This window comes from Cellulomonas sp. HZM (assembly GCF_000708885.1).
Taxonomy (GTDB): Bacteria; Actinomycetota; Actinomycetes; order Actinomycetales; family Cellulomonadaceae; genus Cellulomonas.
The window spans coordinates 1-20740 of the sequence record NZ_JEOE01000003.1; the positions used below are offsets into that span (position 1 = coordinate 1).

The 20740-nt window shown below is 74.5% G+C and carries 20 protein-coding genes; 8 read left to right on the plus strand and 12 right to left on the minus strand.

Annotated elements, in window-relative coordinates; genetic code table 11:
- From AW16_RS0102825 to AW16_RS0102835, 3 genes are all read left to right on the plus strand, one after another.
- A partial coding sequence (locus AW16_RS0102825; protein WP_369794749.1) for an AAA family ATPase occupies positions 1–1021 on the plus strand: 1021 nt, incomplete at its 5' end.
- Between the two features lie 2 nt (positions 1022–1023).
- On the plus strand, positions 1024–2316 hold the full coding sequence (locus AW16_RS0102830; RefSeq protein ID WP_029288031.1) for a DUF58 domain-containing protein: 1293 nt from the start codon (positions 1024–1026) through the stop codon (positions 2314–2316).
- Between the two features lie 99 nt (positions 2317–2415).
- On the plus strand, positions 2416–3573 hold the full coding sequence (locus tag AW16_RS0102835; RefSeq protein ID WP_029288033.1) for a winged helix DNA-binding domain-containing protein: 1158 nt from the start codon (positions 2416–2418) through the stop codon (positions 3571–3573).
- Positions 3574–3600: 27 nt separating this feature from the next.
- Here AW16_RS0102835 and AW16_RS0102840 read toward each other — a convergent pair whose 3' ends face one another.
- Complete coding sequence (locus AW16_RS0102840) at positions 3601–4590, minus strand: stage II sporulation protein M (RefSeq protein WP_029288035.1); 990 nt, start codon at positions 4588–4590, stop codon at positions 3601–3603.
- 49 nt (positions 4591–4639) lie between these two features.
- Here AW16_RS0102840 and AW16_RS0102845 point away from each other — a divergent pair, with 49 nt between their 5' ends.
- Positions 4640–5464, plus strand: a complete 825-nt coding sequence (locus tag AW16_RS0102845; protein ID WP_029288037.1) for an RDD family protein — start codon at positions 4640–4642, stop codon at positions 5462–5464.
- A 50-nt stretch (positions 5465–5514) separates the two neighbouring features.
- Here AW16_RS0102845 and AW16_RS0102850 read toward each other — a convergent pair whose 3' ends face one another.
- From AW16_RS0102850 to AW16_RS0102865, 4 genes are all read right to left on the minus strand, one after another.
- A complete protein-coding gene (locus AW16_RS0102850) occupies positions 5515–6426 on the minus strand; it encodes a cation diffusion facilitator family transporter (protein WP_029288038.1) in 912 nt (303 codons plus the stop codon).
- A gap of 63 nt (positions 6427–6489) precedes the next feature.
- Positions 6490–6678, minus strand: coding sequence for a Trm112 family protein (locus AW16_RS0102855; protein WP_029288040.1), 189 nt, complete (start codon positions 6676–6678; stop codon positions 6490–6492).
- 61 nt (positions 6679–6739) lie between these two features.
- On the minus strand, positions 6740–6943 hold the full coding sequence (locus tag AW16_RS0102860; protein ID WP_231495928.1) for a hypothetical protein: 204 nt from the start codon (positions 6941–6943) through the stop codon (positions 6740–6742).
- A gap of 56 nt (positions 6944–6999) precedes the next feature.
- Positions 7000–7350, minus strand: coding sequence for a DUF3499 domain-containing protein (locus AW16_RS0102865; protein ID WP_029288043.1), 351 nt, complete (start codon positions 7348–7350; stop codon positions 7000–7002).
- A gap of 94 nt (positions 7351–7444) precedes the next feature.
- Here AW16_RS0102865 and AW16_RS0102870 point away from each other — a divergent pair, with 94 nt between their 5' ends.
- Positions 7445–7951, plus strand: coding sequence for a metallopeptidase family protein (locus tag AW16_RS0102870; RefSeq protein ID WP_369794751.1), 507 nt, complete (start codon positions 7445–7447; stop codon positions 7949–7951).
- An 87-nt stretch (positions 7952–8038) separates the two neighbouring features.
- Here the strand turns inward: AW16_RS0102870 and AW16_RS18320 are convergent, their stop codons facing one another.
- The 3 genes from AW16_RS18320 to AW16_RS0102885 form a co-directional block, all read right to left on the minus strand.
- On the minus strand, positions 8039–9628 hold the full coding sequence (locus tag AW16_RS18320; RefSeq protein ID WP_029288047.1) for a DUF5719 family protein: 1590 nt from the start codon (positions 9626–9628) through the stop codon (positions 8039–8041).
- A complete protein-coding gene (locus tag AW16_RS0102880; RefSeq protein WP_029288048.1) occupies positions 9625–13152 on the minus strand; it encodes a glycosyltransferase in 3528 nt (1175 codons plus the stop codon). The genes AW16_RS18320 and AW16_RS0102880 overlap by 4 nt, the downstream gene beginning before the upstream one ends.
- 110 nt (positions 13153–13262) lie before the next feature.
- Positions 13263–13508, minus strand: a complete 246-nt coding sequence (locus AW16_RS0102885) for a WhiB family transcriptional regulator (RefSeq protein WP_304412820.1) — start codon at positions 13506–13508, stop codon at positions 13263–13265.
- 323 nt (positions 13509–13831) lie between these two features.
- On the opposite strand from AW16_RS0102885, the gene AW16_RS16770 reads away from it, so the two are divergent.
- Positions 13832–14542: a TIGR03089 family protein gene (locus AW16_RS16770; RefSeq protein ID WP_231495929.1), complete on the plus strand. Its 711-nt coding sequence runs from the start codon at positions 13832–13834 to the stop codon at positions 14540–14542.
- Between the two features lie 7 nt (positions 14543–14549).
- Complete coding sequence (rfbA, locus tag AW16_RS0102895) at positions 14550–15419, plus strand: glucose-1-phosphate thymidylyltransferase RfbA (protein ID WP_029288054.1); 870 nt, start codon at positions 14550–14552, stop codon at positions 15417–15419.
- Here the strand turns inward: rfbA and rfbD are convergent.
- A complete protein-coding gene (rfbD, locus tag AW16_RS0102900; protein ID WP_029288056.1) occupies positions 15386–16261 on the minus strand; it encodes a dTDP-4-dehydrorhamnose reductase in 876 nt (291 codons plus the stop codon). The two genes, rfbA and rfbD, sit on opposite strands and share 34 nt — an antisense overlap.
- Positions 16262–16428: 167 nt before the next feature.
- Between rfbD and AW16_RS0102905 the strand changes: the two genes are divergently transcribed.
- Positions 16429–17034, plus strand: a complete 606-nt coding sequence (locus AW16_RS0102905) for a dTDP-4-dehydrorhamnose 3,5-epimerase family protein (RefSeq protein ID WP_029288058.1) — start codon at positions 16429–16431, stop codon at positions 17032–17034.
- Positions 17035–17043: 9 nt separating this feature from the next.
- Here AW16_RS0102905 and AW16_RS16775 read toward each other — a convergent pair whose 3' ends face one another.
- Genes AW16_RS16775 through AW16_RS0102920 form a run of 3 tightly spaced genes read right to left on the minus strand, consistent with a single transcriptional unit; the run spans position 17044 to position 20733 of the window.
- Entirely contained in the window at positions 17044–18933 is a 1890-nt protein-coding gene (locus AW16_RS16775; protein ID WP_081861425.1) for a glycosyltransferase, read from the minus strand.
- A complete protein-coding gene (locus AW16_RS0102915; RefSeq protein ID WP_029288060.1) occupies positions 18926–19780 on the minus strand; it encodes an ABC transporter ATP-binding protein in 855 nt (284 codons plus the stop codon). The genes AW16_RS16775 and AW16_RS0102915 overlap by 8 nt, the downstream gene beginning before the upstream one ends.
- Complete coding sequence (locus AW16_RS0102920) at positions 19780–20733, minus strand: ABC transporter permease (RefSeq protein ID WP_231495930.1); 954 nt, start codon at positions 20731–20733, stop codon at positions 19780–19782. The genes AW16_RS0102915 and AW16_RS0102920 overlap by 1 nt, the downstream gene beginning before the upstream one ends.
- Positions 20734–20740: the final 7 nt, after the last annotated feature.

Below are 20740 nucleotides of genomic sequence, written 5' to 3' on the forward strand. Positions count from 1 at the left end.
CCCCGCCCCGGCCGCGTCCGGGCCCACGCCCGCCTTGCCGACCGCGGCCCGGACCGGGGCGGGGGGGGGGCGCGGCTCGGGGGCCGGGGCGCTCGCCGCGGTCCGGGCCGAGGTCGGCAAGGCGGTCGTGGGCCAGGACGCGGCCGTGACGGGCCTGATCATCGCGCTGCTGTGCCGCGGCCACGTGCTGCTCGAGGGCGTGCCCGGCGTGGCCAAGACGCTGCTCGTGCGCACGCTGTCGTCGGCCCTCGCGCTGGACACCAAGCGCGTCCAGTTCACACCGGACCTCATGCCCGGCGACGTGACCGGCTCGCTGGTGTACGACGCGCGCACCGCGGAGTTCTCCTTCCGGCCCGGACCCGTGTTCACCAACCTCCTGCTCGCCGACGAGATCAACAGGACGCCCCCGAAGACGCAGGCGTCGCTCCTCGAGGCGATGGAGGAGCGACAGGTGTCGGTCGACGGCACGCCGCGGCCGCTGCCGGACCCGTTCGTCGTCGTCGCGACGCAGAACCCGGTCGAGTACGAGGGCACCTACCCGCTGCCCGAGGCCCAGCTCGACCGGTTCCTGCTCAAGCTCGTGCTTCCGCTGCCCGAGCGGGGCGACGAGGTCGAGGTGCTCGCACGGCACGCCGGCGGCTTCGACCCGCGCGACCTGCGCGGCGCGGGCGTGCGGCCGGTCGCCGACGCCGCCACGCTCGAGCGTGCGCGCGCCGAGGTCGCGCGCGTCCAGGTGGCGCGCGAGGTGCTCGGGTACGTGGTCGACGTGTGCCGCGCGACCCGCACGTCGCCGTCGCTCGCACTCGGGGTCTCGCCGCGTGGTGCCACGGCGCTCCTCGCGACCGCCCGCGCGTGGGCGTGGCTCTCGGGCCGTGGCTACGTCACGCCCGACGACGTCAAGGCGCTCGCGCACCCCACGCTGCGCCACCGCGTGCAGCTGCGCGCCGAGGCCGAGCTCGAGGGCGTGAGCACTGAGTCGGTGCTCGACACGGTGCTCGCGACCGTGCCGGTCCCCCGCTGACGGTGGCGGTCACCTGGCGCGCGGTGCTGCTGGCCGCGCTCGGCATCCCGGCGGTCCTCGTCGTGCCCTCGGGCGGGACGGTGCTGCTGTGGGCGCTCGTCGTGCTGCTCGTGTGCCTCGTCGACGTCGCGCTCGCCGCCTCGCCGCGCCGCGTCGGCCTCGCCCGCTCGGTCCCGGGCGCGGTTCGCCTCGGCGAGCCGACGACGTGCGAGCTCACGGTCACGAACGTCTCGGGACGGCGGCTGCGGGCGCTCGTGCGCGACGCGTGGCCGCCGTCGACGGGTGCGGTCGGCGAGCGGCACGCCGTCGACGTCCGGCGCGACGAGGGCGTGCGCCTGCGCACGCGACTGGTCCCGACGCGGCGGGGCGACGCGCACGCGGCTGCAGTGACCGTCCGCAGCATGGGGCCGCTCGGCGTGGCCGCGCGCCAGGCGTCGCTCGACGTCCCGGCCCGGCTGCGGGTGCTGCCCGAGTTCGCCTCCCGGCGGCACCTGCCGAGCCGGCTCGCGCGGCTGCGCGAGCTCGACGGCCGCTCGGCCGTCCAGGTCCGCGGTCCGGGCACCGAGTTCGACTCGCTGCGCGAGTACGTCATCGGCGACGACGTGCGCTCGATCGACTGGCGCGCCTCGGCGCGGCGCGCGGACGTCGTCGTGCGGACCTGGCGACCGGAGCGGGACCGGCGGGTGGTCATCGTGCTCGACACGGGCCGGACCTCGGCCGTCCGCGTGCTCGACGCGCCTCGGGTCGACGCGTCGATCGAGGCCGCGCTGCTGCTCTCGGCGCTCGCCGCGCGCGCGGGCGACCGCGTCGAGCTGCTCGCGTTCGACCGGCGCGTGCGCGCACGCGTCGCGGCGACGACCGGCGCGCGGCTCATGCCCGCGATGGCCGACGCCCTCGCGACGGTCGACCCCGCGCTCGTCGAGACGGACTGGCCGGCGCTCGTGGCCCAGGTACGCGAGCGCACGAGCCAGCGCGCGCTCGTCGTGCTGCTGACGGCGCTCGAGCCCGCCGCCGTGGAGAACGGGCTGCTCGGCGTCGTCGGTCAGCTCACGCAGCGCCATCAGGTGGTGGTCGCCTCTGTCGCCGACCCCGAGGTCGAGGCCATGGCGCGCGCTCGCGACGACGTCACGGCGGTGTTCGACGCGGCGGCGGCCGAACGGGCCGGTCTCGAGCGCGCGGCCGTGGGCGTGCGGCTGCGTCAGCGCGGTGCAGAGGTGGTCGACGCGCTCCCCGACGACCTCGCGCCGCGGCTCGCGGACACGTACCTCGCGCTGAAGGCCGCAGGACGGCTCTAGACGTGGTGTCCGGGGAGCCCCTCCCGCGGCATGTCGGAGGTCGTCCGTAGGCTCGCGACGACCGAGCTCGCCTCTCGCACGACACGCACCGGGAGCCCCGTGGCCGCACTCCCTGTCCTGACCGCCTCCGAGCTCTCGCGTGCACTGCTCGCACGTCAGCACCTGCTCGAACGCACGGACGCCCCGTTCGAGACCGTCGTCCGCGAGCTCGTCGGGCTCCAGGCCCAGAACGCCTGGTCGCCGTACCTGGCGCTGTTCAGCCGCGTCCGGGGATTCACGCACGCGCAGCTCGGTGACGCCCTCCAGGCGCGGACCGTGGCCCGCATCGGGGTGCAGCGTGGCACCATCCACCTCGTCACGGCCGACGACGCGCTGCTGCTGCCGGTCCTCACCGCCCCGCTGCACGCGCGCGACCTGCTCGTCAACGCAGCGCACTCAGCAGCGCTGCGGACGGTGCACGTCCCGGACGTCACCCGCGCCGCGCGTGCCCTCGTCGAGGAGCGGCCGCGGGTCACCACCGAGCTCGGACGCCTGCTCGCACAGGTGTGGCCGGACGTGCCGCCGACGACGCTCGCGTACGCGGCACGCGGCACCCTGCCGATGGTCCAGGTGCCCCCGCGCGGCGTGTGGGGCCGGTCGGGGGCGACGACGTGGACCACCGCGTGGTCGTGGCTCGGGCGGCCGGCACCGGTGCTCGAGGGCGACGCGCTCGACGCCGCCATGGAGGACCTGGTGCTGCGGTACCTCGCCGCTTACGGGCCGGCGAGCGTCGCGGACGTGCAGTCGTGGTCCGGGCTGACCGGCCTGCGCGCGGTCGTCGACCGACTGGGCGACCGCGTGGTGCGGCTCGTCGCCGAGCCGAGTCCCGGCAAGGTCCGGCCACGCGAGGTGCTCGACGTCCCGGACGGCCCGCGCCCCGACGGCGAGACGCCCGCGCCCGTGCGGTTCCTGCCGGACTACGACGACGCGCTGCTCGCCCACGCCGACCGCACGCGCGTGTTCGCCGACGACGACCGACGCACGCTGCAGTCACCCAACGGCGTCCTGCCGGGGACGTTCCTGCACGACGGCCGTGTCGCGGGTTCCTGGCGGATCGTGCGCACCAGCGTCGCACGCGGGCGTGAGCTCGCGACGCTCGTCGTCACGCCGTTCCGGCCGCCGACGTCCACAGGGCGGCGCGAGGTCGAGCAGGAGGCCTGGGAGGTCGTGCGCTTCATGGCCGACGACGCGGCCGAGCACGAGGTGGTCGTCGGCTGACCCTCGCCCCGACCCCGGGCTGCGCGGTCAGCCGACCGTGGCGAGCACGTAGCCCGCGCGGTCCTCCTCGAGGTCGCCCGTGTGACCCGCGCGCACGGCCCGACCGCCGAGCACGATCGTGTACGTCCAGAAGGCCGCGAGCGCGACGGCGCCGGTCACGATCTTGAGCCACCAGGCCAGGCCCGAGCCGGTCACGAAGCCCTCGATCAGACCCGACACCGCGAGCACCCCGACGAGCCCGATCGCGACGGTGAACAGCGAGCGCCCCTCCTCCGCGAGCGCGCGCCCCCGCGGGCGCGGACCGGGGGCGAGCCACGCCCAGAAGATGCGCAGGCCCGCGGCGCCGGCGACGAAGACAGCCGTGAGCTCGAGCATCCCGTGCGGGGCGATGAGCTGCAGGAAGATCCCCAGCCGGTCGTGCGCGGCCATCATGCCGCCGATCGCACCGACCTGGATCGCGTTCTGGGCGAGGAACCACACAGGCCCGATCCCCGTGATCCCGAACGCGACGCACAGGGCCGCGAGGAACGCGTTGTTGGTCCACACCGTCGCCGCGAAGCCGATCCCGGGGTCGTAGTAGGACGCGAACGCCTTGTCCACGTACTCCTGCTGCTGCGACGGCGTCCCCATCGCGGCCAGCGCGTCGGGGTTCGTCGCGACCCACCACCCGGCCGTGACCGACAGCGCGAGGAAGACGACCATCACCCCGACCGTCCACCACCGGATCCGGTACAGCGCCGCCGGCAGCGTCACGACGACGAAACCGGTGACGTCGCGCCACGCGGGCTCGTGGGTGCCCGCGATCGCGGCGCGCGCTCGGGCCACCGACTGGGACAGCCGCATCAGCGTCTCGGGGTCCGGTGCCGCGGACCGGATCACCGAGAGGTCGGTCGCGGCCGACTGGTAGAGCCGCACCAGCTCGTCGGCCTCGGCACCCGTGCGGCGGCGGCGGCGCGACAGCTCGTCGAGGCGCTGCCACGACGGGCCGTGCACCAGCTGGTAGGCGTCGAGGTCCATGGCGCACAGCCTGCCACCTGCGACGACCGCCAGCGGCTAGTCTGCGCACGTGGTCACGGACGGCATCCTCACCGGCGAGGGCGTCGTGCTGGACACGCACGCCGCCTCTGCCCCGTCCCGCATCCTCGCCGGGCTCATCGACGTCGTCGCGATCTTCGCGGTGCTGCTCGTCGGCACCATCGTCGCCAACAGCCTCCTGCAGTGGAACCCGTCGGGCTCGGCCGCGCGCATCCTGACGATCGTCCTGATCGTGACGGTGCTCGTCGTTCTTCCCGTGACCGTCGAGACGCTCACTCGCGGGCGGTCGCTCGGCAAGCTCGTCGCCGGCATCCGCGTGGTGCGCGACGACGGCGGCCCCGTGGTGTTCCGCCAGTCGTTCGTGCGCGCGCTGACCGGGATCGTCGAGCTGTGGATCACGTTCGGCTCGATCGCGATCATCTGCTCGATCGTGCACCCGAAGGGCAAGCGCGTCGGCGACATCCTGGCCGGCACGTACGCCATCCGGGTGCGGGGAGCGAAGGTCGCGCGCGCCCTACCGGGCGTCCCCGCGTACCTGTGGGCGTGGTCGCGCACCGCCGAGGTGGGCCGGCTGCCCGACGGGCTCGCGCTCGCCGTGCGCCAGTTCCTGTCCAGGGCGCACATGCTGCACCAGCACTCGCGCGTCGAGCTCGGGTCGCGGCTCACCGCAGAGGTGGGCCGATACGTGCAGCCGCCGCCTCCCATCGGTGCGCACCCCGAGGAGTTCCTCGCCGCGGTGCTGGCCGTCAGGCGGGACACCGAGCTGCGGATCGCTGCTCAGGACGCCGCGCGCGACGAGCGGGACGCGGCGGGCGTGCGGCGCCTGCCGCACGGCGTGCCCGACCCGGTGGACTGACGGCCCTGCGGCTCGCCGGCCGAGGCCGCTCGGGTCAGGCTCGGCGCAGGTCAGGCTCGGCGCAGGTCGGGCTCCAGGTAGATGACGCGCGCGATGGGCACGGCGGCCCGCACGCGCTGCTCGGCCGCGTCGATCGCCGCCGCGACCTCGGCCGCGGTGTCCGCGGCGGGGACCTCGATCTTCGCCGCGACGAGCACCTCCTCGGGCCCGAGGTGCAGCGTGCGCAGGTGGATGACGGAGGTGACGCCGTCACCGAGGAGCGCCGACCTGATCGCGGCCACCTCGCGTGTCCCGGCCGACTCGCCCAGCAGCAGCGACTTGGTCTCGAGCGCGAGCACCACCGCGATCACGACGAGCAGCACGCCGATGCCCGCGGTCCCGGCCGCGTCCCAGCGCCCGTCGTCGGTCGCGAGGGTCATCCCCACGCCGACGAGCGCCAGCGCGAGGCCGATGAGGGCCCCGAAGTCCTCGAGCAGCACCACCGGCAGCTCGGGCGCCTTCGCGGTGCGGACGTACTGCACCCACGACTGCGAGCCGCGCGTGCGGTTCGACTCGTGGATCGCGGTGCGGAAGGAGAAGCCCTCGAGGCAGATCGCGACCACGAGGACGACGACCGGCACCCACTTCCACGACTCGATCGGGTGCGGGTCGTGCCACTTGTGGTACGCCTCGTAGAGCGCGAACAGGCCACCGAGGGTGAACAGCACGATCGACACGATGAACGCGTACACGTACCGCTCACGCCCGTACCCGAACGGGTGCTCCTCGTCCGCCGCACGCTTGGCCCGGCGCCCGCCGACCAGCAGCAGGAGCTGGTTGCCCGAGTCGGCGAACGAGTGCACGGCCTCGGCGAGCATCGAGCTCGAGCCGGTGAGCAGGAACGCGACGAACTTCGTCAGCGCGATGCCGAGGTTCGCTCCGAGCGCCGCGACGATCGCTCTCGTGCCGCCTTCGTGGGCCATGTGCCGCCTTCCGTCCGTGGGTCGCACGGAAGCGTAGCCGCCGCCGGTGACTCCCGGGCGGGGCTACCGCGCCTCGTCGACGAGCAGCACCGGGATGCCGTCACGCACGGGGTAGGTCCGCGGGTCCGTCGGGTGCGTCGAGACGAGCACGGGCTCACCGTCCTCGTCGACGCCGTCGACGAGGGTGGCACCCGTGACGGGGCAGCGCAGGAGGTCACGGGCCCACTGCTCGAGGTTCACGCCGCTGCTCATCCCTGGTCCCCGTCCGTCGTGCCGTCGTGTCGTCGGCGCCCACTCTAGGCGCGTGCGCGCGTCAGGGACCGAGCACCTCGGAGCGGTCCAGGGGCGTGCCGTCCCCCCCGAGCGCGAACCAGTTGGTCTGCTCGCACGCCTTGCACGAGACGAACACCGCCGGTCGTCCGTCGCGCAGCGCCATGCGGATCCGTGTCACGTCGGACGAGCCGCACCGCGCACACACCTTGGTCCCGTCGACGAGAGGCCCGGTGGCCTGGCTCATCGAACCGAGCGGCTCGGCCGGCTGGTCCCCCCGCCCACCCTGGCGACGCCGAGCCATCAGCCCTCCCCCCGCAGCACGCGCAGGTGCCCGCGACGCGGCGCCTCGGTGAGCGCGGCGGGCTCCGGCTCGACACGCGGCCGACCTGCCTCGCGGACCGCGTCGGCGAGCGCCAGCAGGTCGTCGGTGCTCGGAGCCGCCGGCTCGAAGTCGGGCGTGAGCCGGACGACCTCCCACCCGCGCGGCGCGGTGAGCCGCTCGGCGTGCTCGACGCACAGGTCGTACGAGTGCGGCTCGGCGAGCTGCGCCAACGGTCCCAGGACCGCCGTCGAGTCCGAGTACACGTACGTCAGGGTGGCCACGGCGGGGCGGCCGCACGCGGTGCGCGAGCACTGCCGGACGGTTCTCACCCGCAGAAGGTACCCCCGCGCACCGACACGGCGCCCCGGGCGCGCCGGACGAGCCGCGCGGACGCGCACCGCGACGCTGGCTAGAGTTCGTCGCGTGACGTCTGACGAGCCCTCGCGCAGGGGTTTCCTGTCGCGCCGCGGCACCGGGACGCCCGCGACGGGGCTCGCTGCGGCGTCGGCGTCGGTGCAGCCCGTGCGGCGTCGGGACCGTCGCGGCCGCGGCCCGCGCGGCCCGCTCATGCCGAGCAGCACCCCGGCCTACCGGACGCGTGCCGAGCGCTTCGACGACCTCGTGCTCGACGCCGTCGAGCGGGTCGAGCGCCGGTGGGCGCGGCAGCTCGAGGGCAGCGAGTTCGGTGTCGAGGACGTGCCGCCCTCGAACCCCGCACCGTGGGAGCACGGCGGCGTCCCGCTCGGTCGGTACTTCCCCGCGGACGCGGGCCAGCCCGCGCGCGTCGTGGTCTACCGGCGCCCGGTCGAGCAGCGAGCGTCGGACGACCTCGACCTCGCGGACCTGGTCCGGGAGGTGGTCGTCGAGCAGGTCGCGCACATGCTCGGTCGCTCGCCCGAGGAGATCGACCCGGAGCTGGGCGACCTCTGACGGTCACGTCCGCGCCGGGGAACCGGACGACCGGCCCTCCGACGCGCGGTTCCCGGTGACTCGGTGCTCAGCAGTGCTCAGTCGTGCTCAGTCCTCGGTCCCGAGCCGGGGGTCCCGACGCACGGTGACGCTCGACGCGTCCGCCGCCTGCGACGTGGGTCGCAGGACCGAGACGAGCACACCGTCGGGGCGCTGCACCTGCGCGACGAGCGCCCACGCGAGCCGCACGGGCGCCGCCCCTTCGGTCGTGAGGTCCACCGCGACGACGTGATCCTGCGTCGCCGCGGGCCGCGCACCGGGCGCGAGCGCTCCCTGCCCGAGGAGCGCGTCAGCGGCCCACGTCGCGGTGCGACCGGCCGCGAGGCTCACGGTTCGCGTGGCGACCACCCGGCCGCTCGCGCCGATCGTCCGCAGCGTGCCTGTCGCGTTCCCGGTGGGCGCGTCGGTCGCCGTCGTCGGGACCGCGGCCAGCACGAGCGTGCCCTGCGTCCCGGGGGGCACCGCGACGGTGCCACCCTGACCTGCGGTGGACGACGCGACCCACGCGCGCTCGGCGCTCGCGTCGGGGTCCGTGGCAGTCGGTGCGCCGGCCCGCGCGACGAGCGCACCGGCCACGACCGGACGACCGGCGTCGACGACGACGGTGTACGTGCCCGCCGGCAGCCCCCCGAGAGGCACGTCGGTGACCTGCCCCGCGTCGAGGTCGACGGATGCGGCACCGGGCAGGTCCGTCAGCCCGTCGGGCCCGAGCACCTGGACGTGCGCCGTGGTCCCCTTCGAGCCCGGCACCATGAGGCGCAGCTGGCCGGCGAGCGGGTCGTCGACCCCCGCCGCGACCACGGACACGCCTGCGAGGACCTGTCGCCGGGCGGGGTCCTGCCCCGCCACCACGAGGTCCGTCCCCTTGGGCGTGAACCCGTCGAGGCGGTTGTCCTGGACGTACGCGGTGACGGGACCGCCCGAGGCGCTCACGTGCACGACGAGCCGCCGCTGCTCGGGTGCGACAGCGGCGAGCACCACGGTCTTGCTCGCTCCGGGCGCGACGACGTAGTGGTCCGCGGTGGTGTCGACGCGGCCGCTCGGCCCGTAGACGTCGACCGAGACCTCCGCGGGAGTCGCACCCGCCGCGGTGAGCACCAGCTGGTCGGTGCTGCCGAGGTCCGTCGCCCCGCCGACGAGCCACGCGTCGGTCGTCGGCGCCTGGCAGCTCGCCGCGGAGAGGCCTCGCAGGTCCCCGGCCGTGACGACCGAACCGAACGCCGCCGTCGCGCGCGGGGCGTCCTCACCCGCACGGGCCGTGAGCACGAGCGGCACACGCACCCCCGGGACGCCCACCACGGCCGAACCGGGCGCGAGCGTGCCGACGGTCGCGGTACCGCCGAGCGGGACGAGCGTGCCACCGGCCGACGACGTCGCGGCGGCGAGCACCGACGTCACCGGCGCGACGGGAACGGGCTGGAACGCGGCGTCGCCCTTGCCTGCCTCGGGCAGCACGAGGGGCCCGGGGCACGTGAGCGCGACAGCCGACGGCGGCACGTCGACCGCGGTGCCGTCCGCCGCGGTCGACGGCTCGGCGGGCGGCAGCCGCAGCCCTCCGGCGACCGCGGCACCGACGAGCGCGACGACCCCGATGCCGGACACGACGCGTACGCCGCGCCCGATCCACCCGCGGCTCATGCGCGCACCCCCCGACGGCGGCGCACGGGCACCGCGAGCAGCACCGTCACGAGCAGGACGACGCCCTGCGCGACGAGCCACGGCGTTCGCTGCGGCGCGTCGTAGCGGACCACGAGGTGCCCTGAGGAGGAGCCGAGGTCGAACGCCTGGCGCCACCCCGCGTCCACCGCGCGTAGCGAACGGCCGTCCAGCCATGCCCGCCAGTGCGCGTCGGCGCGCTCGGCGAGCACGAGCGTGCGTCCCGAGGTCGAGGCGGGCACACGGGTGTCGACGTCCCGGTCCCCCGCCGGCACCGGGCTGCCAAGCCCCGGCGAGGGCTGCTCACCCTGCTGCACGGTCCTGGCCCACGCGGTGACGACGTCGGTCGACGAGTCCTGCACACGCCACAGCGTCCCGGCCGCCCCCTGCGAGACGCGCTCGAGCCCGTCGGTCGCGTCGAGGCGCGCGACGAGCTCGTCGCGCGCACGGCGAGCCGCGTCGCCGCCACGCGCGGGCGGCACGAGGACGTCGCTCACCGCGAGCGACGCGAGCGGTGGTGCCGCGTCCTGCGCGGAACCCGCGACGAGCCGCGCGACGAGGTCCTGCACCTCGCTCGTCGCGGCATCGGGGCTCGCCACGGCGACGGACGTCAGGTCGTCGCCCAGGGCGCGCGTGCTCACGGCCGCGGCCTGGTCGACGAGCTGCGGCCCGTCTCCCCGGAACAGCTGCCAGCTCACGGCAGGGCCGGCACCGGGGTGCCGGGCCTCGGCCGCGATCGCCAGCACGCGCGAACGGTCCGGGCCGGTCTGTGCCTGCTGGCCGACCGCGGGCACCACGGGGTCGTCGAGGGTCCCGAGCGCGACGGCGTCCCCCGTCCGCGCCTCCCACGCCCACCCGCCGAGCCACGCGACGGGCACGAGAACCGCGACGACCGTGACGAGCGCGACGACCGGCTGGCGCCAGCCGAAGCTGCGCTTCCCGAGACGATCCTGGAGCCGGTCCGTCCCGAGCACCGCCGCCGCCAGCAGACCGGCTCCCGCGAGCGACAGCGCAGACCCGGTCCAGCCGTGCACCACGGCGCCGTCCTGCGTCCCGACGGGAACGCGCGCGACGAGCGTCGCGACGCCGAGGCCGATCGCCGCGACGACCCATGCGACGCGCACAGCGCGTGCGAAGGGCGCCCCCCGCAGCAGCGCGAGCAGCGCGAGGACGAGCACGACGCCGCCGAGCGCGAGCGGCCAGACCTCCGCGACCGACGAGGCCCAGCCGGGCACGACAGCGGACGCGTCGGCCGGCACCCCGAGGAGTCGCTGCAGGGATCCGGCGGTGTCGGCGGCGGTCGCGACGCCGGGGCCCGCGACGAGCAGGCGCCAGCCCGCGGCGCCTCGGCTCGCGGCCTCGACGAGCGTCGGGCCGAGCACGACGAGCGCCGGGACCGGCACGAGCAGGAGCCGACCGCGAGCGCGAGGGGCGCACAGGGCCCACACCACGAGTGCGGCGGCCGCGGGAAGTGCGAGCACCGGTGCACCGACCGCGACGAGCACGAACGCGAGCGCGGCGCCTGCCGCAGCGGCGATCGAGCCCGTGGGGTCGGGCGCTCCGACCAGCAAACCCTCTGCGCGAGCGGCCGCGTGGTCGTCGGCCCCCGCAGGTATCGCACCGGCGCCGTCCTCGGTCGCGTCGCCGGGCCGACGCGGTCCGGGGACGTCCGGCAGTCCCGCCGCGACGCCGCGAGCAGGCGTGACGACGTCGGCCTCCTCGACCTCCCGGCCCACCTCGACCTCCCGGCGCACGTCGACGTCGCCGTCCTCGTGGCTCGCCGTCGCGAGACCGGACAGCACCTGGTCGACGCGCTGGACGCCCACCGCCCGGGCTGCGCCGAGCGCGACCCACGGGAGCGCGACGTGCGCGACGACCGGCCCGAGCCGCCCGTCGCCCACCGCGAGCAGCAGCGCGGGCGCTCCCGCCCAGACCACGGCGGCCCAGGCACGCACCCCGGTCGACCGCGTCGCGGCACCGGCGGCGGCCCACGCGCCGAGCCCGGCCAGCAGCACGGCCGCGAGCACGAGCGACGCGACGACCGCCCCGGTCCGTCCCCCCACGACCGCCGACGGCGCCGCGAGCATCCCGAGCAGCGGGTCGGCGGGGCCGGGCGCGCCTAGCCCGTCCGCGACCCAGCCGGACGTCGCCGCCGACCACAGCGCGCCAAGTCCTGACGTGGCGGGCGCGAGCGCCGACCCGACGAGCCGCGCACCGCCGGCGACGGCCGACACGAGCGGACCGAGGGCGACCACCGCGACGAGCGCGAGCACGAGCGCGACCGCGCCGAGCGTCACGCGGCGGCGCGTCGTGATCGCCGCGAGCTCTCGCCGCTCGAGCTCGCTCGGCGCGCGCACGACCTTCCGTGCCTCGGCCCGCGCGAGCTGACGATCACGAGCCTGGCGCCACACGTCCGCCCACGTCGCCTGCAGCGGGTGCAGCGTGCGGCGCGGGAGCACGCGGGTCCGACGAGCGGCGGCACGCGCGCGGACCACCGCGACGGGCCGCGCGAGCGCCTCGAGCGGGGCTCGCAGCTCGTCGACCGCGAGGCCGGGCTGCTTGGCGGCGAGCTGCACGAGGCTGCGCACGACGCCCACGGCGAGCGCGAGCACCGCGACGACCGGCAGCAGCAGGAGCGGAGCACCGGCGAGCCGCTGGTGCACGAGTGCCCTGCGACGCGCCCGGTAGGAGCGTCGCTCGTCGGGCTCGGCACCCGAGCGCGTACCTCGCAACGACGCCTGCGCGTGGCGCACGACGGCGCTCGGGACGACCACGACGCGATGACCGGCCAGGCGCGTCCGCCGGGACAGCTCGGGACCGTCACCGAACGGGCCGAGCACGGGGTCGGTGCCACGCAGCGCGTCCCACACGTCGCGACGGACGAGCGCCCCTGCGAGCCCGACGCCGAGCACGTCGTCGCGCGCGTCGTGCTGCCCCTGGTCGAGCTCACCCGGTTCGACGCCCGTCATCCGGCGCCCCGAGCGCGACGTGCGCACGCCCGCCTCGAGGATCCGGTCGGGATCGTCCCACGCGCTCTGCTTGACGCCCGCGACGCCCACCGAGCGGGCGAGGTTGACCGCGCGGGCGAGCTCGGCGAGGGCGGTGGGCTCGGGTGCGCTGTCGTCGTGCAGGAGCCACAGCCAGGTCGCCGGGACGCCGTCGCCCTCCGCGCCGTCGGCCAGCGCGCGGCGCACCGCGGCGCCGAACGTGCGCACACCGGGCGCCGCGACGGTGACGAGCATGGGGCGGGGGTGGCCGCCCGCGGCGGTCACGGCGGAGTCCAGGAGGTCGGCCAGGCGCCTGTCGGGGCCAGCGGAGCCGGCGTGGTCCGCGACGTCGACGAGCACGACGCGCAGCGGGCGTCGCGTCTGCCCGGCGAGCGCCGCGAGCGTCGTCGGGAGGTACTCGGTGAGACCCCGGGTGACGACGACGGCTGTGACCGGCGCCGTCGTCGGCGTCGTCGAGGTCGTCGTGGTGGGGACCACGGGCTGGAACGTCTCAGTCATGCTGCGGCCATGATGCCCGCGGATCGCGGCGGTCCTGGGAGCGACACTCGGCGGGTCGCTGTGCGTTCCGGGGTCACCCACGGGCTCGGTGCCGCCGTGGCGCGACGAGGTCAGACGACCCGACGCTTGAGCTTGCGCCGCTCACGCTCGGACAGGCCGCCCCAGATGCCGAACCGCTCGTCGTTGGCGAGCGCGTACTCGAGGCACTCGGCCTTGACCTCGCAGCCCGTGCAGACCTTCTTCGCCTCGCGCGTCGAGCCGCCCTTCTCGGGGAAGAACGCCTCTGGGTCCGTCTGCGCGCACAGCGCGCGCTCCTGCCAGCCCATCGGGCCGTCGTCGACGTCGTCGTCGAACATCGCGAAGACGTTGGTCGGCTGCGTCGGCGCAGCCGCGCGAGCGTCGGAGGGGAACTCCTCGTCGCCGTCGAGCAGGTGCCACATCGCGTGCCTCCGTGCGTATCGTTCGTGGTGCTGTGCAAGGCCCGTCTGGTGCGGAGGTCCCGGGTGGGGACCACCGCGTCGTGGTGCTCACTGCGCCGTGGTCGGCCGTCACTGAATTACACGCGTGTCGTTCCCGTGCGTCAAGCCGAGCCGTGGTAGTTGTCCGGATATGTCGGGTGAACTTGCGCGTCATATCGCGGTGCGACGGCGTGTCGACGCCTCGCGCCTAGGCTGACGAGGTGATCGCCGCCGCCGTCCCGTCGTCCGCCGCCGCACTGCTGGACCTGCTCGCGCGGGACCCCGGCCGCCCCCGCATCACCTGGTACGGCGACGACGGCGAGCGCGTCGAGCTGTCCGGGGCGGTCCTGGGCAACTGGGTGTCCAAGACGACGAACCTGCTCGTCGAGGAGCTCGACGTGGCGCCCGGTCACCGCGTCCTGATCGATCTGCCGCCGCACTGGCGCACGCTGGTGTGGGCGCTCGCGACGTGGCGTGCGGGAGCGTGCGTCGTCGTGGCGGGCGATGCCGACGTCGTCGTCACCACGCGCCCCTCGGAGCACCGCGGCGACGTCGTCGCGGTGTCGCTCCCCGCGCTCGCGCGCAGGTTCGACGGCGACCTGCCCCCCGGTGCGCTCGACGCCGCAGCCTCGGTGATGACGTACGGCGACGTCGTCGGATGGGTCCCGCCCGCCGATCCCGGCGCCCCCGCGCTCGAAGGCGTCGCGCACGCGGAGCTCGCAGCGTGGTGGGCGCCGTTCGTCCCGGGGCGGCGCCTGCTCGTCGAGGCGGGCGAGGACGTGGCGGCGTTCCTGCAGACGGTCGCGCGCGAGCTCGCGGCGGACGGCTCGGTCGTCGCGCTCTCCCCCGGGCGCTCGTCGACGCTCCACCAGGACCCGGCCGCCCTCGCGCGCCTGCTCGACGGAGAGCGCGCGGTGGTCGGTACGCCATGATGTCCGGATGCGAGGCATCATCCTGGCCGGTGGTTCCGGTACGCGGCTGCACCCCATCACGCTCGGAGTCAGCAAGCAGCTGGTCCCGGTCTACGACAAGCCGATGGTCTACTACCCGCTCTCGACGCTGATCCTCGCGGGGATCCGGGACGTGCTCGTCATCACGACGCCGCACGACGCGGACCAGTTCCGCCGGCTGCTCGGCGACGGATCCCAGTTCGGCATCTCGATCGAGTACACGGTCCAGGCCGAGCCCAACGGGCTCGCGCAGGCGTTCGTGCTGGGTGCGGGCTTCGTCGGCAACGAGCCCGCCGCGCTCGTCCTGGGCGACAACATCTTCTACGGCCCCGGGCTGGGCTCCCAGCTCCAGCGGTTCTCGACGATCGACGGTGGCGCGGTCTTCGCCTACCGCGTCGCCGACCCCACGGCGTACGGCGTCGTCGAGTTCGACGAGGCGGGGCGCGCGCTCTCGATCGAGGAGAAGCCCGCCGCGCCCAAGAGCAGCTACGCCGTGCCCGGTCTCTACTTCTACGACAACGACGTCGTCGTCATCGCCCGCGACCTGCAGCCGTCGGCGCGCGGCGAGTACGAGATCACGGACGTCAACCGCGTGTACCTCGAGCAGGGTCGTCTGCAGGTCGGTGTGCTGCCGCGCGGCACCGCGTGGCTCGACACCGGCACGTTCGACTCGCTCATCGAGGCGTCCGACTACGTGCGCACGGTCGAGCACCGCCAGGGCCTCAAGATCGGCGCCCCGGAGGAGGTCGCGTGGCGGCGCGGGTTCCTGTCCGACGACGAGCTGCGCGTGCGCGCCGAGGCGCTCGTGAAGTCGGGGTACGGGACCTACCTGCTCGGGCTGCTCGCCGAGGGTCGCTGACCCAGCACCTCGTCGGCCGCTGCAGCCCAGCGCTCGTCCCATGCCCCGATCGGGGCGACGCCGATGCGCTCGAGCGCGGCGTGCCCGAGCACGGAGAACGCCGGCCGCGGCGCGGGACGCACGAACGCCTCGCTCGTCGTCGGGGCGACGATCGCCGGGTCGAGCCCCGCCGAGCCGACGACCGCCCGCGCGAACCCGTGCCACGACGTCCGGCCCGACGAGGTGCCGTGGTACGTGCCGCCCGGGGCGTCGGCCTCGACGAGCCGCACGACCAGGTCGGCGAGGTCGCGCGTCCAGGTGGGCTGCCCGACCTGGTCGTCGACGACGTCCAGGCCGCCTCGCTCGGCCGCGACGCGCGCGATCGTCTTGGGGAAGCACGGCCCGCCCGCACCGTAGAGCCACGCGGTGCGCACGACCATGTGCCCCGGGTGCGCCGCGCGCACGGCCCACTCGCCCGCGGCCTTGGTCCGTCCGTACGCCGACCGCGGGGCCACGGGTGCCTCCTCGTCGTACGGCTCCGCGGCCGCCCCGTCGAACACGTAGTCCGTGCTCACGTGGACCATGCGGGCGCCGACGGCGGCTGCCGCACGCGCGACGTTCGCCGCGCCCACGGCGTTGACCGTGAACGCCGCGGGCTCGTCGGTCTCCGCGGCGTCGACCGCCGTGTACGCCGCGCAGCTCACGACGACCTCGGCACCGACGAGCAGGCGGTGGGCGGCCTCGGGGTCGGTCACGTCGAGATCCTCGCGCGCCAGCGCGACGACACCCTCGCCAGCCAGCGCCACCCGCTGGACGACGTCACGGCCCAGCATCCCGTGAGCCCCGGTGACGACCCAATGCATTGCAGCTCCTCTGCTCGCCCCCGCGCGTGTGCGCCGGATCGACCCGGTCGACGGTGAGAACTAGTGTTCCACCGAGCGTGCGTCCAGAGCCGCAGGTCCACCCCTCCGAGCTCTGGTGACGGCGTGGCACCCGCAGCTCGTACCCACGTCCACCCCAGGAGCCGTCGATGCAGTACCGAGAGCTCGCCATCCCGGGCGCGTGGGAGATCACGCCCCGCCAGTTCGGGGACCCGCGCGGGCTGTTCCTCGAGTGGTTCAAGGAGGCGCCGTTCGCCGCGCACGCCGGGCACCCGCTCGCGCTCGCGCAGGCGAACCTGTCGGTGTCGGCGGCCGGAGTCGTGCGCGGGATCCACTTCGCGGACGTGCCCCCCGGGCAGGCGAAGTACGTCACGTGCGCACGGGGCGCTGTGCTCGACGTCGTGGTCGACATCCGTGCCGGGTCGCCGACGTTCGGCCGATGGGACAGCGTGCTGCTCGACGACGTCGACCGCCGCGCGATCTACCTCGCCGAGGGCCTGGGGCACGCCTTCATGTCGCTCGAGGACGACTCCACCGTGCTGTACCTGTGCTCGACGGGGTACAACCCGGCGGCCGAGCACGGCATCCACCCACTGGACGAGCAGGTCGGGATCGAGTGGCCGACCATCGCGCGCGACGGGCGACCCATCCGCCCGCTCCTGTCCGAGAAGGACGCGGGCGCAGTGACGCTCGCCGACGCACTGTCACGGGGCGCGCTGCCCACGTTCGAGCGGCCGGACGCCGTCGAGCACTGAGGGGCGACGTCACTCCGTCGTGCCTGGCGTCTCGGCGACGCGCACGGCGAACCAACCGCGCTCTGTGGACAGCGGCACGAAGCACGGCGTGTCCGACTCGAGCGGGGTGTCGGGGGCCGCCGCGACCTGAACCCGCTTCGCACGGTCGGTCTCGGCCCAGAGCCGCCAGAACCGGGCCTCGGGCACGACGTCGGCTGGTAGGTCCGCCGTGACGAGCCAGGTGCCGCCACCGTCTCCTTCGATCGCGACTGGCTGCGCGGTCCCCCCGGGAAGCGTGAACTCGGCGCCCGTGAGCCTGGCAGCGCCGGTCGCCGCGACACGCACCGTGACCCGGGCTCCTCCGGTGACAGCCTTCACGACGCCGGACCGCACGACGAACGGTCGCCGGCGCACGACGACGCGAAGTGGTGCCCCCCTCTCGGCGGACACCGCCACGGCGGTCCCGTCAGGCGAGATCGACGTGGCGAGCGTGCCGAGGGAACCGCGCACCGAACGGGTGACGACGCGCGCTTCTCGCGACGCGGCGCCATGCCTCACCACGAGCCGCACCTCGCGGTCGGACCGTCCGGAGGCGACGAGGTCGGGACGCGGCCAGCGAGCCACGAAGAGCGCGGGGCCACGCTCGGCCGGGTTCTCCACCTCGACCTGGGCGCGCACCCGGTGCTCGCCGTCGACGAGCTCCACGGCGACGCCGACGTCCTTCGCCGGGAGGCCCCGCAGGCGCGCGCGGCCGGAGAGCTCGAGGACGTCGTCGTCCCACCGCGCGGCCGTGACCGACACCTCCGGCGCCGTCAGGTCACCGTCGATCGTGCGCAGGCGGTCAGCGAGTGGCGGCAGGCGCACACCCCCCAGGACCGGGGGGACTTCCACGACGGCCCGATCGTCCCTGACCTGCACGAGTGGCAGGTCCTGCCCGTGCTCCCGGAAGAACTCGACCGTGGGTGCGAGCGCGTCCCAGGCTCGACGTCGTACGAGGTGGTGAAGGACACGGGCACGCACGGGAAGGCGCCGCGCGTCGACACGACGCAGCGCTCGACGCGACGCGACGCGGAGAGTGCGGCGTAGGCGTCGGTCGCCGACAGCAGCGGCGGGTGCGTACAGAAGAAGGTCCATCGTCGCGACCTTCTCGTCGAAGGCTCGCAGCACGTCGGCGCCCGCGCTCGAGAACGCCCGCCGCGACGCCGCGAGCGCGCGGAGCCGATGCTCGAGGTTCTGAGGCCTCTGGCGCTGCTGCGTGATGGACGTGCCGTCCTCGCGCAGTCGCCACAGATAGGTCACGGAGCCCACGATGTCGACCGACGACGCGGTCGCGTACGCGTGCGCCATGGTCGCCATGTCCTCGTACAGCACACCGACGGCGAACGACAGCCCGGCGCGATCCCAGAACGTGCGTCTGAACAACGAGTTGCACGACGTCGTCGCCCAGACGAGATCCGGACGACGTCGAAGGTTCGTGGCGGGATCCGGCAGCGAGAGCGCCGGCGCGTGCTGTGGCGAGCGTTGCCGCATCTCCTTGCCGACCAGGCGCTCGACGTTGCCCGTCGCGAAGTCCGAGCCGGTGCGCTCGAGCGATGCGACGAGCGTGGCGACCGCCTTCGGCGGCAGCACGTCGTCGCCGTCGACGAACATGACGTACTCGCCGTGCGCGTGCTCGAGGCCTCGGTTGCGCGCCGACCCCAGTCCGCCGTTGGGATACCCGTGGACCTCGATCCTGGCGTCGCTCTGCGCGAGCCGGCGCGCGATGGTGGCGGAGGCGTCGAGCGAGCCGTCGTCGACAACCACGACCTCGAGGTTGGCGTAGGTCTGCTCGAGGATGCTCCGCAGGCACTGCTCGACGAACTGCTCGACGCCGAACACCGGCACCACCACGCTCACACGTGGCCCGGCGGCATCAACCACGCGAGTCCTGGGCCTTCACGAACGCCTTGTAGGCCGCGCACACCTCGTCGGACGGGCCGTCCATGACGAGCTTGCCCTGGTGGATCCACAGCGTGCGCGAGCAGATGCTCTCGATCGTCGCGAGCGAGTGGCTCACGAGGAACACGGTCCCGGCCTGGTCGCGGATCGCGTCGATGCGGTCCTTGCTCTTCTTGCGGAACGCCGCGTCGCCCGTGGCGAGCGCCTCGTCGATCATCAGGACGTCCGGCACCGCGGCCGCACTGATCGCGAACCGCAGGCGTGCACCCATGCCTGACGAGTACGTGTTCATCGGCAGGTAGATCGCGTCGCCGATGCCGGAGAACTCGACGATGTCGTCGAACCGCTCCTCGACCTCGTCCTGGGTCAGCCCGAGCGCGAGACCGCCGATCATGACGTTGCGCTCACCGGTGAGCGAGCCCATGAGCACGGCGTTCACACCCAGCAGCGAGGGGTCGCCCGAGACGTAGACCGACCCCTTCGTCGGCGGGATGAGACCGGCGACCGCCCGCAGCAGCGTGCTCTTGCCGGACCCGTTGACGCCGACGATGCCGATCGACTCGCCGTGCCGGGCGATGAAGGAGATGCCGCGCACCGCCTCGACGGCCGTGATGCCGCCGACGTGCGTGCGCCCGCGACTGAGGAATCGCGAGAGCAGGTTCGGCGGCGTCCCAGTGCCGGGCGCGACCCGCTTGCCGCCGAAGACGCGGTAGGTGATGTACAGGTCGTCGACGACGAGCGACGGAGCGCCCAGCTCACGGTCGCGGTCGACGAGCGGGGTCAGCTCGTCGGCGTCGACCTCGAAGTCGATCTCCTCGGGGATGCTCATCAGTCGCGACCGTACCGTTCCTCGCCGCGCCAGAAGATGAAGAAGCCGACCAGCAGGAACAGGACGGCCCAGCCGGCGCCGAAGATCCACATCACCCCGTCGACGGGGATCGTCGGCTCGTCCAGGACGGCGGACCGCGCGAGGTTCAGGTACACCGCGATGGGTTGGTAGTTGAGCAGGTGCGCGATCGGGCCGTGGCCCGCGTAGTGCGTGACGCTGAACAGCACGCCCGACGCGTAGAACACGAACCGGAGGGCGAAGGGGATGACGTTCTCGAGGTCCGGGGTGATCGCTACCCAGCGGGCGACCATGAACGCGCAACCGGTGTTGAAGACCCACATGAGCAGGACCGCGGGCGGCAGGAGCAGCAGGCGCCACGTGATGGGTACGTCGGCGTACTCGGGCAGCAGACCTGACGTCCACGAGATCAGGCACATCACGACGATCGCGGGCGCGAGCGTCGCGAGCTCGGTGACGGTGGTCGACACGGGCAGCACAGCACGTGGGAAGTGCACCGACCGCACGAGGCTCAGGTTGCCCTTGATGGACCTGGCACCCGAGCTCACCGACGAGTCGAAGAAGCGGTACATGAAGACGCCGACGACGATGAAGGCGATCGCGTTGGTGACGCCTCGGGTCGACTTGATGAGCAGGCCGAACACGAGCACGTAGACCATCGAGTTCAGCAGCGGCGTCAGCACCGACCACAGCTGACCCAGGTACGACCCCTGGTTGCGCGCGTAGGCCTTGGCGTTGCCGAGCGTGCGGATGAACGTACGGCGCGCCCAGACCGAGCGGATGTACTCCCCGAGTGGCGGACGCACGCCCATCTGGCGCAGACCGCTCGCCTCGGCGACGGCGCGAAGGTCGTCGGACGACGCGAAGACCCCGAGCTCCTCGGGAAGCTCCCCGTCCGCGGGCACGGCCCGTCCAGGACGGGACGGGATCGGCACGCCGTTC

Excerpts from the sequence above, each read along its gene's own strand:
- AW16_RS0102840 (WP_029288035.1), bottom strand. The coding sequence starts at position 4,590 with ATGGACCTCGACGCCTACCAGCTGGTGCACGGCCCGTCGTGGCAGCGC.
- AW16_RS0102850 (WP_029288038.1), bottom strand. The coding sequence starts at position 6,426 with ATGGCCCACGAAGGCGGCACGAGAGCGATCGTCGCGGCGCTCGGAGCG.
- AW16_RS0102855 (WP_029288040.1), bottom strand. The coding sequence starts at position 6,678 with ATGAGCAGCGGCGTGAACCTCGAGCAGTGGGCCCGTGACCTCCTGCGC.
- AW16_RS0102860 (WP_231495928.1), bottom strand. The coding sequence starts at position 6,943 with ATGAGCCAGGCCACCGGGCCTCTCGTCGACGGGACCAAGGTGTGTGCG.
- AW16_RS18320 (WP_029288047.1), bottom strand. The coding sequence starts at position 9,628 with ATGAGCCGCGGGTGGATCGGGCGCGGCGTACGCGTCGTGTCCGGCATC.
- AW16_RS0102880 (WP_029288048.1), bottom strand. The coding sequence starts at position 13,152 with ATGACTGAGACGTTCCAGCCCGTGGTCCCCACCACGACGACCTCGACG.
- AW16_RS0102885 (WP_304412820.1), bottom strand. The coding sequence starts at position 13,508 with ATGTTCGACGACGACGTCGACGACGGCCCGATGGGCTGGCAGGAGCGC.
- rfbA (WP_029288054.1), top strand. The coding sequence starts at position 14,550 with ATGCGAGGCATCATCCTGGCCGGTGGTTCCGGTACGCGGCTGCACCCC.
- rfbD (WP_029288056.1), bottom strand. The coding sequence starts at position 16,261 with ATGCATTGGGTCGTCACCGGGGCTCACGGGATGCTGGGCCGTGACGTC.
- AW16_RS0102905 (WP_029288058.1), top strand. The coding sequence starts at position 16,429 with ATGCAGTACCGAGAGCTCGCCATCCCGGGCGCGTGGGAGATCACGCCC.
- AW16_RS0102915 (WP_029288060.1), bottom strand. The coding sequence starts at position 19,780 with ATGAGCATCCCCGAGGAGATCGACTTCGAGGTCGACGCCGACGAGCTG.